The sequence below is a fragment of the Rhizobium esperanzae genome (assembly GCF_002204185.1).
Lineage (GTDB): Bacteria > Pseudomonadota > Alphaproteobacteria > Rhizobiales > Rhizobiaceae > Rhizobium > Rhizobium esperanzae.
Map to the genome: position 1 here is coordinate 83,198 of NZ_MXPU01000006.1, position 16,999 is coordinate 100,196.

The window sequence follows — 16,999 nt, forward strand, 5'->3', positions numbered from 1 at the left end:
TCAGCCTGCCTTTGCCATCTGCATGAGGGTGACGCGCTGCTGCAGGCGCCGCTGCGCCTGGTCGACGACCACGGCGATGATGATGACGAGGCCCTTGATGACCATCTGCCAGAAGGAGGAAACGCCCATCATGACGAGACCGTCAGAGAGGATGCCGATGACAAAGGCGCCGATGATCGTGCCGCCGATCGTGCCGCGCCCGCCCGACATCGAAGTGCCGCCGAGCACCGCTGCGGCGATCGCATTGAGCTCGAAGCTTTCGCCGGTCGCCGGATGGGCGGCCATCAGCTCCGAGGAGATGACGACGCCGACGATCGCCGCGCAAAGGCCGGAGAACATGTAGACGAAGATTTTCACGAGATCGACGCGGATGCCCGACATGCGCGCGGCCCGCTCATTGCCGCCGACGGCGAAGATGTGGCGGCCGATCGGCGTCGAACGCGCGACATAGGCGGCCGCGAGCGCCAGCATGATCAGGATCCAGATCGACACCGGCAGGCCGAGAATGCGGCCGGCTCCGAAGAAGTCGAAGCCGGTCGTCGCATATTCCGGACGGCCAACGAGGTTCGGAAAGGTCTGGCCGTCAGAGGACAGCAGCGCCAGGCCCCGGGCGATATAGAGCGTGCCGAGCGTGGCGATGAAGGGCGCGACGTTGAGCTTGGTGATCAACAGGCCGTTGATGAGACCGATGACAAGGCCGATCGACAGCGTGATCAGCACGATCTCGAAGAGGTTGAAATAGATGGTGTAGCCGATCGGCAGCTCGATGCCGTAGAGGATCAGTCCGCCGGCGACCATGCCGCAGAGCCCGACGATCGAGCCGACCGAAAGGTCGATGCCGCCGGTGATGATGACGAAGGTCATGCCCATCGCGAGGAATGCGTTCAGCGCCACATGCTTCGACATCAGGATCATGTTCGCCGTCGAGGTGAAGTTCGGCGCGAAGATCGCAAAGAAGATGATGACGGCGAAAAGCGCGATGAAGGTCCTGAGCTTCATCAGCGTCAGAAGCGCAGAGCCGTTGGCGCCCTTCGGCGCAAGAGTTGAGGTAGCCGCCATCATGACGCGATTTTCCCTTGATGTCCGTGTCCCTTGGCCGAAGCCGCGATAATGGCGTCTTCCGTCGCTTCGTCCCTGTCGAAGACGGCGACGAGCTGGCCATTGCTCAAGACCGCGATGCGGTCGGATAGCGCCATGACCTCTTCGAGGTCGGAGGTCGAAAACAGGATGGCGAGCCCGTTTGCCGCCAGCCGCCGCATGGTGCGGAAGACGTCGGCCTTGGCGCCGACATCGATGCCGCGGCTCGGCTCGTCCATCAGCAGCACCTTCGGATTGGTCATCAGCGCCTTACCTATGACGACCTTCTGCTGGTTACCGCCGGACATGGAGGTGACCTCGAAATCCGGGTTCGGCGCCTTGATGGAGAGATCGCGGATCGCTTCCTGAATGGCGTTCTTCTCCGCGCCGCTGTCGATATGAAAAAGCCGGGTGAAGCGCGACAGGCTCGCGAGCGTCAGGTTGGAAGCGATGGACAGCACCTGCACCAGCCCCTCGCGCTGCCGGTCTTCCGGGATCAGCGCCAGGCCGCGGCGGATGCGCCGCGTGGTGTCGCGGGCGCGCACTTGCCTGCCGTCGATGAAGATCTTACCGGTCGAATGCGTATGGCGTCCGATCACGCATTCGAAAAATTCGCTGCGCCCGGCGCCCATCAGGCCATAGATGCCGAGGATCTCGCCTGCCTTGACCGACAGGGAAACGTCGTTGACCGAAAGCCCACCGGTCGGCCGGGGAAGGCTGATGTTTTCGGCGCGGAAGACTTCCTTGCCGACCGAATGGGTGACGGATTTCGCGAAATCCTTGGCGTCCGAGCCGATCATCGAACGGACGATCCAGCGCGTGTCGATGTCGCGCACCATGGCGTGCCCGGTGATCTGGCCGTCGCGCAGCACGGTGATGTAGTCGCCGATCCGCATCAGCTCTTCCAGCCGGTGCGAGATATAGACGATCGCCACCCCCTGCGCCTTCAGCTCGGCGATCACCTTGAACAGGATCTCGACTTCGGCCGCCGACAGCGCCGAGGTCGGCTCGTCCATGATCAGGATGCGGGCATTAAGCGACATCGCCTTGGCGATCTCGACCAGCTGCTGCTGGCCGATCGGCAGATCCTCGACCATCGTATCGGCCTCGATGCCGGCATCGAGGCGCCGCAGGAATTCATTGGCCTTTTCGACCTGCGCCTTGTGATCGATGCCGAGCAGGCCGCGGGTGATTTCGCGCCTGGTGAAGATGTTTTCGGCGACCGACATGTTGGCGAAGAGATTGAGCTCCTGGAAGATCATGCCGATGCCGTTCGCCTGCGCGTCGGCCGGGCTGTCGAAGGAAACGGGCTTGCCGTCCAGGATGATGCGGCCATGCGTCGGGCGCTCGACGCCGGCGATGATCTTCATCAGCGTCGATTTGCCGGCGCCGTTTTCGCCGACGAGAACATTCACCGCGCCTCGGCGCAGCTCCAGATTGGCCCGCTTGACGGCGACGATGCCGGAATAGACCTTCGACACGTCGTCGAGACGGAGGATGATATCGTCCTGATGTGCGTCTGTCGCCGTCATGATCCCACCTTCAGTTCCGAAGGTGTGACGAGCGGCAGCTCGCCGCTTCTCGGCAGCGGGAAGGCGCCGATCACCGTCACCGTCTTGCCGGTGAGATCCTCGCGCGGAACGGCGGAGAGGAAGGCGGCATTGGCCTTCTCGTTGAACGCCTTGCCGAACTGCGCCCATTCGATCTGGTTCTTGAACTCGTTGAAATTGACGAATTCGAGCGTGTCGCGCAGCGCGGTGCCGCGCAGCGCCGGGCCGATCTGCACCTTCGCATCGGCCTTGCCGTCGCCATCGGCATCGACATCGAGCGTCGCCGCGCGCGAGGCGGTGTCGGCCGCGACGACCGTGCCGGTGATCTTCACCGCATAGGTCCAGGGCGAGCTGCTCTGCTTGCGCGGATTGCCGTATTTTTCGCCCGCGGCATCGGGGCTCGTCGCAACGAGCTGCATGACGTCCTTCAGCTCGCCGGCGCGCTTTTCGAAATAGGGCACGACCTGAGGCTGCCAGATCGCCTCGACCTTGGCATTCGGATCGAAAGCGGTCTTGGCCGCTGCCGCCGCCTTCTCTTCCGCGGTCGGCGTCTTGATGATCTTGCAACCGGGCAGGGCCGCCGCCACGACGGCAGCCAGCAATGCGCCCTTCATTCTCAACATGCGGGTGAACCTCGGCGTCTCGCAAAATGCATTGCGGAGGGCGCAACATTGCACCCTCCGCAATTGGGGCTGATCAGTTCGTCAGGGCGAAGGTTTCGAGCTTGCCGGCATTGTCGGCATTGATGAGAACGCAGTCCATCAGCTGCTTCTCTTCCTTCGGCGTCGTCTTGTTCTTGATGTAGGCGTCGGCCTGCTCCACCGCGAGCTGCGCCTGCGCATAGGCGGGTTGCAGGACGGTCGCCTTGATGCCGCCCGACTTGATGGAGTCGCGCACGTCGTTGGAACCGTCGAAGCCAACGACGATCACATCCTTGCGGCCGGCGGCCTGCAGGGCTGCGATCGCGCCCATCGCCATTGTGTCATTGCCTGAAATGACGCCCTTGATATCCGGATTGGCCTGAAGGATGGTTTCCATCTTCGAATAGGCTTCCGTCTGGCTCCAGTTGGCCGACTGCTTGGCGACCGACTTCAGCTCGGGATAATCGTCGATGACGTCGTGATAGCCCTGCGAGCGGATGCCGGCATTGGTATCCGACTCCTTGCCGACCAGCTCGACATAATTGCCCTTCTCGCCCATCAGCTTGACGAATTCCTGCGCCCCGAGCTGCGCGCCCTGATAGTTGTTCGAGACGATCTGGGCGACGGCGACGCCGGTCGCATTGATTTCGCGGTCGATCAGGAAGGAGGGGATGCCGGCATTCTTGGCCTTCTTGACGGCGGCGACGGAAGCGTCCGCGCCCGCATTGTCGAGGATGATCGCCTTGGCGCCGCGCCCGATCGCCGTATCGATCATTTCCGACTGCTTGTTGGCGTCGTCGTCATGGGTCATGACGAGCGTCTCGTAGCCGAGCTCCTTCGCCTTGGCTTCGGCGCCGACGGCTTCGGCCTTGAAGAACGGGTTGTCATGCGCCGGGGTGATGATGGCGATGAGATCGGCCGCGAAAGCCGGCATGGCCGTTCCGAGCGCCAGCGCGCTGGCGAAGGCTGCGAGTGTCAGTCTGCGTGTCAGTTTCATTCTTTCCTCCCTGTTGTGAATGACGCTCCGTCTCCCCGGAGCGGTGCCCCGTCTCCGGAGCGGTAGCAGGGGGAGGATTTGCCTCCCCCGGGCCGGTTCAGGTGATGCGCCGGATGCTTTCGGCGATCTCCTGCGGTTCGAAAACTTTCTTCCAGTCGTCGCGCATCAACGCCGGGATGCCGAACTCGATCGCCTTGTTGCAGGCATCCGAGAAGACACCGTCGACCTCCTTGAAGATGACCGCGCCGAGCACGTTCATATGGCCGAGCAGGAAATCGCGCGCGGCTTCGGCCGGCACGCCGCGGGCCACGCATTCGTCCATCGCCTGGCGCATGATGACGAGCAGCGAGGCGCAGACGGTTTCGGAAAGGCCGGGTTCGAGCATGGCGAGCTGATCGACCGTGACCCGGTGCGAACGCATGACCGGCGCCCAGATGACCTTGGCGATTTCCTCGCCGAGCGCATAAGCGCTTTCGGGACCCTGCATCAGCGCCGAGACGATGTGCTGCTTGGCGAAGAGGCCGCCGAAATGATCCTTCTTGGCCTGCATATCCGTCTCGTCGTTGAAGATCGGCGGATGGCAGGGATGGGTGACGAAATAGGTGAGGTCGTCGCGCTTCGGCAGATGGCCGGCGAAGGGCGCGGCAGCATCGAGCGCCACCACCATGGTGTCGGGCGCGAGCTTGTCGACGATGCCGGCCGCGACCTTGCCGATCGCCGTATCCGGCACGGCGAGAATGACGACCTCGGCGCCGTCGAGCGCGGCGTCGACAGGCACGCAATCGAGGCCAAGATCGTTCTTCAGGCGGGCCTTGCCGGCATCGCTCACCTCGACATGGCGCACTTCGAAGCGCGAGCCTTTGAGATTTTTGGCAAGCCGGTACCCCATTTTGCCGCCGGCGCCGAAGAGAGCAATCTTGGTCATGTTTTCCTCACCTTTTCAGTTCTGGATAGGATCATATACTGGTATGATGAGTCAATCACCATATCATTACGCGCTTAGGCCCCATGTTTCTCCGCATCGAGCCGGTCGATCGCCTGCACGTTGCCGGCCGACGGGCCATCGGGGTCGAATTCGGAGGCGAGCCAGACGTCGACGATCGATTTCGCCAGTTCCGGCCCGATGACGCGCGCACCCATGGTGATGATCTGGGCGTTGTTGGATTTCACCGCGCGTTCCGCCGAATAGGTGTCGTGGGTGAGCGCGGCGCGGATGCCCGGCACCTTGTTGGCGGAGATGCACACGCCGATGCCGGTGCCGCAGAACAGAATGCCGCGCTCATGCTCGCCGTCGACGATCGTCTGCGCCAGGCGCTGGGAGAGATCGGCATAAAAGCCGGACTGGCTGAGATCGTGCACTTCGAGATCCGCCTTGCCGGCGAGATGGGCGGCAATGACGTCCAGGAGCGGTTTGCCGGCGCTGTCGGCGCCAATTGCGATCTTCATGGCAGTTTCCTTTCACTCGCCGTCTGGCGTGGAGATGAGCGGTCGATCGCCGCGCTGACGCGGGCGAGAATGTCGAGATAGCCTTCGACGGACCAGGCGGAGCGGCCGATGAAAAGGCCGTCGATATCGGGCTCGCCGATCAGTTCCTCGCAATTGCCGGGATGGACGCTGCCGCCATAGAGGACCGGCACCGGGCGGCCGAGAATGGATTTCGCCACCTCGGCGATCTTGCCGTGCCGCTGCGAGGCATAATCGGCCGTCGCCGGAATGCCGTTGACGCCGATCGCCCAGACCGGCTCGTAGGCAAGCAGGATCGGAGCCTCGCCGGCCTCGATTTCGACGCCCCTCAGGGCAGCCTCGACCTGCCGCCGCAACACGGCATCGGCCCGGCCTTCGTTACGCTCCTGCAGGGTCTCGCCGATGCAGACCAGCGGCGTCAGGCCGTGGCGGATGGCGGCGGCAACCTTGAGGCCGACGGTCTCGTCGGTCTCGCCGAAATGTTCGCGCCGTTCGGAGTGGCCGAGCTCGACGAGATCGAGCCGGCAATCCTTCAGCATCAGCGGCGAAACTTCGCCGGTCCAGGCGCCGGCATCCTCCCAATGCATGTTCTGGGCGCCGACCTTCACCGAGCTCTCGGAAAGCACGCGCTTGACCTCGCGCAGCGATGTGAAGGAGGGGATGACGAAGCGCTGCACGCGGGCATCGCGTTCACGATCCGCATCGGCGAGGCGGCGCGCGAAGGCGAGCGCTTCCTCAAGCGTCTTGTTCATCTTAAAGCTGGTGCCGACCCAGACGACCATCTCAGTTCTTCCTCCCGTCGCGGATCTGCGCGAAATAGCGGTCCGTGCCGACCTGGCCGCCTTTCAGCGCGATCTGCAGGCCGTTGGTCGGCGCATAGTCGCCATGGGCGAGGCAGAGCGGCGAGCCCGGCGTCTGCGGCAGCGGCAGCAATGTCGTCAGCGCGTCGATCTTCAATTGCCGCAGCGCGTGGCTCGACGTGTCGCCGCCGGCGACGACCGCGCGCGGCAGTGCTTCCTGCTCGATCAGCCTGCTCAGGATCGTGCCGAGCGCGCTGCCGAGCTGGTGGCGAGCGCCGGGAAGCCGGTCGATATCGGCGCCGCGGTCGGCGGATGGGCCGAGCGCCGTGTAAAGGATGACGCTCCGGCCTTCCTTCAGCTTGCCGATACCCGCCTGCACCGCCGCATCCACCGCAGCCTCGCCATTCGAGACCAGAGCAAGCGGATCGAGTGCGATGCTTTCGAAACCGTTTTCGACGGCCGTGCGGATCTGGCGTTCGGTCGTCGGCGAGACGCTGCCGGAGACGACCGCGAGGCGATCGACGGCGCCGATATCGGGAAATTCCGCGCTGCCCTGACCGATCACGCCGGCCTGCCGCCAGGCTCTGAGCAGGGCATATTCGACGCCCGAGGAGCCTGCGACGAAGCTTCCCGAACGGTTGGCGACGCGCAGCATCTGCCGCCCGGCGGCCGCCTGCGTCGCGTCGGAATCGACATCGAGCAACAGAATACCTTCCCGATCCGACGCCAGCTCGTCGATCCGCCGGTCGGCATCGGCCGCGGTGATTGCGACGAGATCGGCAAGCAGCACGGGAAGCGAGGTCTGCTTCGACAGGTGCAGCGCAAGATCCGCCTCATCCATCGGCGTGACGGGATGGCGGCTCATCACCGGGTGGCGGTCGATGCGGAAGACGCGACCCTGATAGGCTGCGAAAAGATTGCCGAAAACCGTGTAGCGCTTCAATTGCGGCGCGCCGACGATGACGGGCACGATGGATTGCCCGAAACTCGTGCGGCCGATCTCGATCGCCTTGCCTATATTGCCGATGCCGGGGCTGGAATCGAAGGTCGAGCAGACCTTGTAATGGCAGATGGCAGCGCCGAGCGAATTCAGCCAGTCGAAGGCCGGCGCAAGATGCTCGTCCATCCATGCCGGCGTCTCGCTGCGGCTCGTTCCGGCAATGCCGATCGCGCGGCAATGGCCGAAACGGGCAAGCAGCTCCGGCCTGGGAAGGTCGAGGAAGAGCACGGTCTCGACGCCGTTCGAGGCGAGCGCCTCCATGACGTCGGTGGAGCCGGTGAAATCATCCCCGTAATAGCTGACGAGACGTCCATCCATCGCCGTCACGCGCCCTTGCCGTCGCTGAATTTCGCAATCGAGGCGGCAAGCTCCGGATGATCCTTGGCATAGACCTCCAGCGGAATGCCGGCGACCGCCGCCTGCCAGGCCTGCTGCACGGCGCGCACGCCGGCAGCAGGACCGCCGGGATGGCTGACGATGCCGCCGCCGCAGAGATAGAGAAGATCGATGGTGCGGCCGGTGCGCTCGTAGGTCTCCGGCGCCTGCCCGCCCCACTGGCCGGAGCCCGCGACCGGAAGCGGGCAATCGGCGGCATCGAAGAGCGGCGTGCTGACGGCCTTGAAGGAAGAGACGAAGCTCTCGTCCGGCTCCCAATATTTGACCCTGATGCCGTTGATCTGGAACTGGTCGACGCCGAGCAGCCGCCAGAACTGCTGATAGACCTTGAAATCCATGCCGGCGCCCGGATCGCGCGTCAGCACATCCCAGCCGTTGCGATGCGCATGCAGCACCAGGCTGGAGCGCTTGCGCAGGAAGCTCATGCCGCCGAAGCCGATCGAATTGATATTGACGACGGCGCAATTGCCGCCGGCCGCAGCGACGATATCGTGGTTGCGCATCATCTCGTCGGGATCGGCATGCGAGATGCCGAAGGCATACATGACCTTCTTGCCGGTCTTCTGCTCGTGATCGAGAATGCGCGGCATGATCGCGGCGACGCGCTCCTTGAGCGGCGAATAGGCCGGGCTCATCAGCTTCTCATCGTCCTTGATGAAGTCGACGCCCGACCCAATCAATTCGCCGACGAGTTCCGCCGTCTCGTGCGGCCTCAGCCCCAGTGCCGGCTTGACGATCGTGCCGATGATCGGGCGGCCCTCGACGCCGGTGAGGCGGCGGCTGCCCGCTATGCCGAATTGCGGCCCGGGATGGGCGCTCCGGAAAGCTTCGGGCAGCTTCATGTCGACGATGCGGATGCCGGTCATGCCCTTGATCGAATAGACGCCGCCGATCGCGATGGTCATCAGCGCCGAGAGATCTGTGCCGATCGCCTCCAGAGGGAAGGCAATGTCGACATCGGCGCGGTGGAGCAGCGTGTCGGGCGCGGCCTCGGGCCAGGTCGGATGGCGCGCATTCTCGAGCGGGCGGATCGCCAAAACCCGGGCGGCGACGCGTGATTTCAGCTCTTCCGTCTCGCCGGGAACCGGCACGAAGGTTCCGGTCGACTGGTCGCTGGCGATCTTGTCCGCCATCGTCTCGACGCTGCCGGGCGTTTCGATGCGGTAGGTCAGGGTTATCATCATGAAACGGCCGGCTGCTCCTCTCGCCATGGAGATTGTCATGGCGTCAACTCGTGATCTGGTATAATGAGTATTCCAACTGTTGAAAAGCGGAATCTTCGGCGGCGCAAATTTTCAGCCGCGAGCTTTGTTCTCGGCGCGGAAAACTGTTAGGAGGAAGCATTTTGAGCCAGCGAGATCTCATGACCCAGCCCATCGAACAAATCGTCCGCCGGAAACTCTCCGACGAAGTGTTTGATCGACTCGAGCGGATGATCACCTCAGGCGAGCTTCAGCCCGGTGACGAAATGCCCTCCGAGCGGGTGCTGATGGAGCGCTTCGGCGTCGGCCGGCCGGCGATCCGTGAAGCCATGCAATCGCTCGCCAACAAGGGTCTCGTCAGCATCTCGCACGGCGAGCGCGCGAAGGTCTTGCGGCTGACGGCGAAATCGATCTTCCGCCAGGTCGATCTCACCGCCAAGATCATGCTGTCGCAATCGGCCGACTCGCTCGAACATCTGAAGAGCGCCCGCATCTTCTTCGAGCGCGGCATGGCCCGCGAAGCCGCGCAGCGCGCCTCGGCAACCGATATCAGCGATCTCAGGGACATCATCGAGCGTCAGCGCGCCTCGCTCGGGCGGGCCGAAGAGTTCATCGACGCCGACATGGAATTCCACACCCGCATCGCCCAGATTTCAGGCAACCCGATCTATGTCGCCGTCAGCGAGGCGATGCTCGCCTGGCTGAAGGAATATCACACCGAAATGCTGATCTGGACCGGCAAGGAAAAGTTCACGCTTGCCGAACACGACGAAATCGTCGACCGCCTCGAGGCCAACGATGTCGACGGCTCGGAGATGGCGCTCCTGAAGCATCTCGAAAGGTCGCGGGCGCTTTATACCAAGTAGCCCGCACCAGACGGTGATCAGCGGCGCAATTTGTCATCAGCAGCTGCGGAACAATGATGTCCTGACGAGGTTGTGGATGAGCTAATCACGCAACATCCCAAGGAGGATCTCAGGATGCGTATGAAAATCGTAGCAGCTTCGCTCTTCGCGCTCGGCATGGCGACATCCGCTTTCGCCCAGTCCAACCCGGCCCCGGCCGGCGCCACGATCGACAAGAACCAGGCCGATCAGGGCGGCGGTGCGAGCGGCGACATGAAAGCCAAGAAGCCGATGGCCACTGATACCACCACGACCGGCTCAACGACCGGCGGCACGATGAAGATGGACAAGACCAAGTGCCCGAACCCGGTCAATAACTCCGCCAATCTCCAGACGCAGGGCGGCACGAGCAACGCCACCCCGATGGACGAGGCCTGCGCAGCGCATAACAACTGACCGGCTTGCAATGCACCAGGAACCCCGCTTCGGCGGGGTTCGGCTTCAGGAGAGCTGCTCCGAAGGGCGAGGCGTTGCGCCGACACCCGATGAATGCAAGGAGCAGCGTTGGAGCGCGTCCTTCGAGGCTCCGGCCTGCGGCCTGCGCGCCTCAGGACGAGGGACGCCGGAGGGTGCCGCGCCTGTGCAGGCAGAGATGCCGCATCCGAGAGGGGCGTTTCGCGCGGTCTGTGCATGCTCGATTTCAGCCCCCCCTTTATACAGCCTCCCGTTCCCAAACACCAAAATTCTAGTTGAGATTGCAGCCCCAAGGTGATCCTATCCTCCGCCTGCGTAGCCTTGAGTCCCTCGCCCTTATTCCAACATTTGACCGAGCGGCCCATGTCGATTTCAGATGCGATCTATCGTCCCTTCGAGACCCTGATCCGGCCGCTCGACATTCCTTATCGGCCGCTGCCGTCGAAGGGGCCGGTGACGGTGCTGTTGCATTTCATCTCGATGTTTCGCGGCGTGCTGATTGCGCTGGCGCTTTGCTCCATGGTGTTCGAGGTGATCAACCTGACGATCGTCTGGGGGCTTTCGGTCATCGTCGACGGCGTGACGCAGCAGGGTGCTGCCGTCTTCCTGCGCAGCGAATGGCTGCTGCTGAGCGTTCTCGGTTTTCTGATCTTTCCGGTGATGCCGATCGTATCCTTCGTGCTCAATACGCTGAACTCGCATACATTGGGCATCGCCATGCCGGCTGCCATTCAGTGGCAGGGGCACAAGGCGGTGGAGCGGCAGGATCTTGCCTTTTTCCATGATCTCTATGCCGGCCAGGTTTCCTCGCGGCTGCAGCAGGTCTCCTCCGCCGTCCAGCAGCAAATTCTCGCCGGCTTCCAGTCCATTCCGCGCTTCCTGATGCAACTGATGGGCTCGGTGATTTTGCTCAGCGCGCTCGCCTGCAGCTTGCTTTGCCCGTCGTCGTCTGGATCGTGCTCAACGTCGCCTTCACCGCGAGGATCGTGCCGACCTTCGTCGAGCGCTCGCGCCGCACCGCCAAGCAGCGCAGCATGATCGCCGGCGCCATCACCGATCTCTACACCAACATGCAGATGATCAAGCAGTTCGCGGCCGAAGACAGCGAAGCAGGCGCGATCCGCCGCATCATCGGAAAGGCCGTGCAGACGCAGCACGCCGAGCAGCGCATCTACCGCTCGTCGGAAGTGACCGTCGTCATCCTCAATACGCTGTTGTGGCTGACCATGCTGGCGATCGGATTTTTCGGCCTCGTCAAAGGCTTCCTCACGGTCGGCGAGTTCGTCGGCGCAGTCTATATCCTCAATCGGCTGTCGACGCAGATCTTCGTCTTCATGCAAATGGGCCAGCAGATCTTCCAGGCGATCGGCACGATCAAGGACGCCATGCCCGTCATGACGACGCCGCCCACCATCACCGACCGGCCGGATGCGGCCGAACTCACGGTGCAACAGGGCGAGATCCGTTTCGAAAAGGTGCGTTTCGCCTACAAGTCCGGCAAAGCAATCATCGACAACCTGTCGCTGACGGTGCAGCCCGGCGAGAAGGTGGGCCTGGTCGGCCTCTCCGGCGCCGGTAAGACGACGCTCGCAAACCTGCTCCTGCGCTTCTACGACATCAAGGAGGGCGCAATCCTGATCGACGGGCAGGATATCCGCGCGGTGACGCAGGCAAGCCTTCGCCGCGCGATCGGCGTCATCGCCCAGGATGTCGCGCTGCTGCACCGTTCGGTCGGCGACAATATCCGCTACGGCCGGCCGGTGGCGACGCAGGAAGAGATCGAAAGGGTGACGAAGATGGCAAGCGCCGATGCCTTCATCGCCGATCTCACAGACAGCGAAGGTCGCAAGGGTTACGCGGCTTTCGTCGGCGATCGCGGCATCAAATTGTCAGGCGGCCAGCGCCAGCGTGTCGCGATCGCCCGCGTGCTGTTGAAGGACGCGCCGATCCTGGTCCTCGACGAGGCGACCTCCGCGCTCGACAGCGAATCCGAAGCCGCCATCCAGGAAAGGCTGAACCTCGTCATGGAGGGAAAGACGGTGATCGCCATCGCCCACCGCCTCTCGACGATCGCCAGGATGGATAGGATCGTCGTGCTCGATCACGGACGCATCGTGGAAGAAGGCCGGCCGGAAGAACTGGTCGAACAGGATGGGCTGTTTGCCCGGCTCTGGAGGCGGCAGACCGGCGGCTTCATCCCTGAAGAGATCGATTGAGCGGGGCAGGGAACTGTCATCGCTTGACTCATGGGAAAGGGATTGATACCGATGTGGGTAATCGATAACCCAAAGCGAACCCGTGACTGCTTCACTTAACGACATAGCCGCCCGTGCAGGCGTTTCCGTCAAGACCGTGTCAGGCGCTCTGCATGGCGGTTCGGCGCGCATGTCTGAGGAAACGCGCCGGCGGATCAAGGAGATCGCCGAGGAACTCGGCTATGTCACCAACTTTGCGGCTCGCAGCATGCGGCAGGGCTGGATGCCGCTTGTCGGCCTCGTCGCCGATGACCTGATCACCTCGCCTTTCGCGACGGAGATCATCAGGGGGCTCGACGGGGCCGTGCGTACTTCCGACATGGCCGTCTTCGCCATGACGCTCGGCGGCCATCGCAGCGTGGGATCGATCCTCGATGAGATGCGACGCTTTCGCCCGCGCGCGATCGCCTATGCTGCCATGTATCACAAGAGCGTCGACCTGCCGCCCGAGTTTGCCGATACTGTCGGGGTGATGATCAACTGCCGGGACGCCAATGATCGAGTGACGTCTCTCGTGCCGGATGAAACCGGCGCGGCGATCGAGATTACCAGCTACCTGCTCGACGCAGGGCGCCGCAATATCGCATTCATCAACCTGCCGGGACTGCTCGCCGGCGAACTGCGTGAACTGGGTTTCCGGCAGGCGCTCGATCACGCCGGCATTGACGGGGCAGGGGCTGTCGTACTTCCCGCTGTCAGCAAGGCGATCTATAGCGATCGGGCGCATAGCCTCGTGCCCACACATATACATGATCTCATCAACAGCCCGCGGCGTCCCGATGCCATCCTGTGCGGCAACGATCGTGTGGCCATGGAAGTCTACGCCGCGCTGCGCCGATGCGGGGCGACCATTCCCGATGACGTCGCGGTCGCGAGCTTCGACAATCAGGTCGAGATCGCCTCCCGCCTCGATCCGCCGCTGACAACCATGGCGCTGCCGCACCGCGCCATGGGCCGCCAGGCCGCGCAAATCCTGCTTGCCGACCACCGATCCGCGGCCGGGGTGCAGAAACTGCCGTTCCAGTTGGTGGAGCGGGCATCCGTGTAAATTGAGGAAGGCCCATTCAATTGAGGAGGAATTCTAATGGGTAAACGTTTACTTTGGTCTGTCGTCCTGTCTTCGACACTGGCCGCTACATGGGCTGACGCAGCCGAAAAGACTGCCATTCAGGTCATGCATCAGGGCGATCCCGGTTTTGTCGCCGCCTATGGCAAGGTGGCCGAGCGCTTCGAGGCCGCCAATCCCGATGTCGATGTCCAGTTCATCTATGCGCCGCACGATGCCTATAACGAGAAGTTCAGCGCGGCCGTCATGGCCAAGCAACTGCCCGACGTCATGGAGCTCGATGCGCCGTTCCTCGCCAATTATGTCTGGTCGGGTTATCTGCAGCCGATCAAGCCGCTGATCGACAAAGATCTCCTCGACGACATGACGGAGTCCAACATCGCTCAAGGCACATACCCGGTCGACAAGGATCTCTATGCGATCGGCCTGACGGACTCTTCCGTCGTTCTTTACGGCAACAAGAAATATCTCGAAGCGATCGGCGCGCGCATCCCGAAATCCGTCGACGATGCCTGGACGCGAGAGGAGTTCGAAAGCTACCTCGAGAAGCTTTCGAAGCTCGACGGCGTGAAGTGGCCGATCGACACCTTTCGCGGCTACGGCATCAAGACCGAATGGATCACCTATGCCTATGGGCCGATCCTGCAATCGGCAGGTTGCGACCTGATCGACCGCAAAGCCTGGAAATCCGAGGGAACGCTCGACAGCGACGCCTGCGTCGATGCCCTCGCCATGATGCAGAAATGGGTCAAGAACGGCTGGGTCGTGCCGCAGTCGGCCGGCACCAACCAGTTCTTCGCCGAAGGCAATCCGGCCGCACTGGCGCTCGGCGGACACTGGGTCTATGCGGAGGCTGCGGCCACCATGAAGGACAACATCGTCGTCCTGCCGCTTCCCAAGTTCGGCGCAAAGGGCGCGAGCCCGAACGGCACCTGGATCTGGGCGATCACCAAGACGTCAAAGCATCCCGATGTCGCCGCCAAGTTCATCAGCTTCCTGCTGAAGGACAAGGAGTATCGGGCCTATGTCTCAAGCCAGTCCGGCTATCCCGGCTTGAAGAGCTTCGCGGCCGAATCTCCGCTCTATGCAAACGGCGGCCCCATGGCGATCGCCTTCGAGCAGGCGTCGAAGACGGCCGTTGCCCGCCCGCCGCATCCAGCCTATCCCACCATCACGTCGGCCTTCATGCAGGCCATCGACGAGGCCTTCAATGGGGGCGATCCAAAGGAGGCGCTCACAACAGCCGCCAAGAAGATCGACCAGGATATCGAAGACAACGACGGATATCCGCCGTTCGGTGATCAGGAATAACAGCCAACGGCGCCGGTCGGTCGAAGCCTTGCGACGTGTCGCCACGTTGCAGGGCGGGACCGACCCTTGAGGCCTGGCGAGGAGGAATGCGATGGTCATGCAACAATCGACATTGCCGTCGACAACAGTGCGAAAGTCTCCGGCGCGCCGGCATGACATGGGACGACTGATGCAGGAAGCGGCGATGCTCGCGCCGGCCGTGATTCTTTTGACTGTCTTTCTGATCGTGCCGTTCTTCCTGTCCTTCTGGACGGCGATGACCAACCAGCCTCTGGTGCCGCGGCCGACGCCCGTCCGGTTCGTCTGGTTCAACAATTTCATCCGCATCTTCCAGGACGATCTTTTCTGGACTGCCCTCTGGAACGTCTCGCGCTTCACCTTCTGGATCATTCCAGCCCAGTGTGGCCTGGCTTTCGCAACGGCCCTGCTGCTGCATCAGAAGCTGCCGTTCCGCAATGTGCTGCGCGGCATGTTCTTCCTACCGGCGATCACGTCGATGGTCGTGGTCTGCGTCATCTGGGGCACCCTGTTCCAATATCCGACGGGCCCGTTCAACCAGATCCTCGGTTTCATTTCCGGTGGCGCGGTCCAGCCGATCGATTGGCTCGGCGATCCCGAATGGGCGATGTTCTCGCTCGTCCTGCTCTCGGCTTGGCAAGCCTATGGTTTCCAGATGATCGTCTATCTCGCGGGTCTGCAGGGCATTCCCGACGAACTCTACGATGCCGCCAAGATCGACGGCGCGAATGCTTTCCGGCGCTTCTGGCATGTGACAATGCCGGGCCTTCGGCCGACGCATGTCTTCGTCCTGGTGATCACCACCATCCAGGCGTTCAAGCTCTATACCCAGGTCGCCATCCTCACGCAGGGCGGGCCGAAAAGCAGCACCGAGACGGTTGTGCATTACATGGTCCGCGCCGGTTTCGAGGAACAGAAGATGGGTTATGCCTCGGCCGTGTCCGTCATCCTGTTCGTCATCGTTCTCATCATCGCGCTGATCCAGCGCCAGCTCCTGAGGCGCTTCGATGTCTGATATCGCTCTTTCGATCCCGCAGGCCCGCACGGCGCGGCCTCGTTCCGCTGCCCGAGTTCTCAGAACCGTGCAGGTGGCTTGCATCTTCATCATCGCCTTGGTGATCGTCTCCCCGTTGCTGCTTCTGGTCGTGGCGAGCCTCAAGGACGACCGCTTCCAGATCCTTGCCGACATGGGCAGTTTCCGCGCCTTCTGGGTTTCCAATCCGACGCTCTCCAACTATGCGGAGGTCGGCCACCTCTCGGGCCAACTCGCCTTCGGCCGTTACCTCATCAACTCGCTGATCATCCTGGTCACCACCGTCTGCTCCGGCCTGGTCGTCAACTCGATGGCCGGCTTCGTCCTCGCCTGGGGGTCGCTGAGGGGCCGGGCGGTCATCCTGTCGGTGGTGATCGCACTCTATGTGATCCCGCAGGAAAGCATCATCATGCCCCTCGTGATCATGGTATCCAGGGCGGGAATGTCCGATACCTTCGCGGTGCAGATCGTGCCCTGGGTGGCGAGCCCTCTCTACATCTTCCTGTTCTACCAGTTCTTCGCGCAACTGCCGAAGGAACTCCTGGAAGCCGCCGAGATGGACGGCGCTTCCTTTTTCCGGGCCTATCGCTCCATTTTCCTGCCGCTCAGCCTGCCCGCCCTTGCCACCGTATCGATCCTGATGGGCATCGAGACCTGGAACCAGTATCTCTGGCCGATCCTTGTGACGCAGACGGATTATGCCCGGCCGATCGCCGTCGCCATTGCGACCTTCTTCGGACAGGACAGCATCTATTGGGATCGTGCGATGGCCGCCTCCGTCTTGATGATGATCCCGATCCTGGGGCTCTACCTCGTTTTCCAGCGTTGGTTCGTGAGCTCCTTTATCGGCTCTGCCGTGAAAGGTTGAAT

Annotated in this window: 15 protein-coding genes and 1 pseudogene; 7 read left to right on the top strand and 9 right to left on the bottom strand. The window is 62.7% G+C overall.

Going from position 1 to position 16,999, the window contains the following annotated elements; all coding sequences use genetic code 11:
• From B5E41_RS10555 to oiaX, 9 genes are all read right to left on the bottom strand, one after another.
• Positions 1-1,062 carry an ABC transporter permease gene (locus tag B5E41_RS10555; RefSeq protein WP_088393372.1) on the bottom strand — a complete coding sequence of 354 codons (1,062 nt, stop codon included), beginning with the start codon at positions 1,060-1,062 and terminating at the stop codon, positions 1-3.
• Positions 1,059-2,609 (bottom strand): sugar ABC transporter ATP-binding protein, encoded by a 1,551-nt coding sequence (locus B5E41_RS10560; protein ID WP_088393374.1) that lies wholly within the window; start codon positions 2,607-2,609, stop codon positions 1,059-1,061. The genes B5E41_RS10555 and B5E41_RS10560 overlap by 4 nt, the downstream gene beginning before the upstream one ends.
• Positions 2,606-3,250 carry a DUF2291 family protein gene (locus tag B5E41_RS10565; protein ID WP_088393376.1) on the bottom strand — a complete coding sequence of 215 codons (645 nt, stop codon included), beginning with the start codon at positions 3,248-3,250 and terminating at the stop codon, positions 2,606-2,608. The genes B5E41_RS10560 and B5E41_RS10565 overlap by 4 nt, the downstream gene beginning before the upstream one ends.
• Before the next feature lie 73 nt (positions 3,251-3,323).
• Positions 3,324-4,265, bottom strand: a complete 942-nt coding sequence (locus B5E41_RS10570; RefSeq protein WP_088393378.1) for a D-ribose ABC transporter substrate-binding protein — start codon at positions 4,263-4,265, stop codon at positions 3,324-3,326.
• Positions 4,266-4,362: 97 nt separating this feature from the next.
• Positions 4,363-5,190 (bottom strand): phosphogluconate dehydrogenase C-terminal domain-containing protein, encoded by an 828-nt coding sequence (locus tag B5E41_RS10575; protein WP_088393380.1) that lies wholly within the window; start codon positions 5,188-5,190, stop codon positions 4,363-4,365.
• A 74-nt stretch (positions 5,191-5,264) separates the two neighbouring features.
• The gene (gene derI, locus B5E41_RS10580) at positions 5,265-5,711 is read right to left on the bottom strand and encodes a D-erythrulose-4-phosphate isomerase (protein WP_004678734.1); all 447 of its coding nucleotides are present in this window, start codon (positions 5,709-5,711) and stop codon (positions 5,265-5,267) included.
• Positions 5,708-6,511 (bottom strand): triose-phosphate isomerase, encoded by an 804-nt coding sequence (locus tag B5E41_RS10585; protein WP_088393382.1) that lies wholly within the window; start codon positions 6,509-6,511, stop codon positions 5,708-5,710. The genes derI and B5E41_RS10585 overlap by 4 nt, the downstream gene beginning before the upstream one ends.
• 1 nt (position 6,512) lies before the next feature.
• Positions 6,513-7,847, bottom strand: a complete 1,335-nt coding sequence (locus B5E41_RS10590) for a four-carbon acid sugar kinase family protein (RefSeq protein ID WP_088393384.1) — start codon at positions 7,845-7,847, stop codon at positions 6,513-6,515.
• Between the two features lie 5 nt (positions 7,848-7,852).
• A complete protein-coding gene (gene oiaX, locus B5E41_RS10595; protein ID WP_245303073.1) occupies positions 7,853-9,148 on the bottom strand; it encodes a 3-oxo-isoapionate-4-phosphate decarboxylase OiaX in 1,296 nt (431 codons plus the stop codon).
• A 140-nt stretch (positions 9,149-9,288) separates the two neighbouring features.
• Between oiaX and B5E41_RS10600 the strand changes: the two genes are divergently transcribed.
• The 7 genes and pseudogenes from B5E41_RS10600 (at position 9,289) to B5E41_RS10630 (ending at position 16,997) form a co-directional block, all read left to right on the top strand.
• On the top strand, positions 9,289-9,993 hold the full coding sequence (locus B5E41_RS10600) for a transcriptional regulator NanR (RefSeq protein ID WP_011428354.1): 705 nt from the start codon (positions 9,289-9,291) through the stop codon (positions 9,991-9,993).
• A gap of 114 nt (positions 9,994-10,107) precedes the next feature.
• Positions 10,108-10,428, top strand: coding sequence for a hypothetical protein (locus B5E41_RS10605; protein WP_088393388.1), 321 nt, complete (start codon positions 10,108-10,110; stop codon positions 10,426-10,428).
• 381 nt (positions 10,429-10,809) lie between these two features.
• Positions 10,810-12,662, top strand: a pseudogene (locus tag B5E41_RS10610) (ABC transporter ATP-binding protein).
• 82 nt (positions 12,663-12,744) lie between these two features.
• The gene (locus tag B5E41_RS10615) at positions 12,745-13,749 is read left to right on the top strand and encodes a LacI family DNA-binding transcriptional regulator (protein ID WP_088393390.1); all 1,005 of its coding nucleotides are present in this window, start codon (positions 12,745-12,747) and stop codon (positions 13,747-13,749) included.
• 36 nt (positions 13,750-13,785) lie between these two features.
• Positions 13,786-15,078, top strand: a complete 1,293-nt coding sequence (locus tag B5E41_RS10620) for an ABC transporter substrate-binding protein (RefSeq protein ID WP_088393392.1) — start codon at positions 13,786-13,788, stop codon at positions 15,076-15,078.
• Positions 15,079-15,169: 91 nt separating this feature from the next.
• Complete coding sequence (locus tag B5E41_RS10625) at positions 15,170-16,111, top strand: carbohydrate ABC transporter permease (protein WP_088393394.1); 942 nt, start codon at positions 15,170-15,172, stop codon at positions 16,109-16,111.
• Positions 16,104-16,997, top strand: coding sequence for a carbohydrate ABC transporter permease (locus B5E41_RS10630; RefSeq protein ID WP_088393396.1), 894 nt, complete (start codon positions 16,104-16,106; stop codon positions 16,995-16,997). The genes B5E41_RS10625 and B5E41_RS10630 overlap by 8 nt, the downstream gene beginning before the upstream one ends.
• The last annotated feature ends 2 nt before the right edge of the window (positions 16,998-16,999 follow it).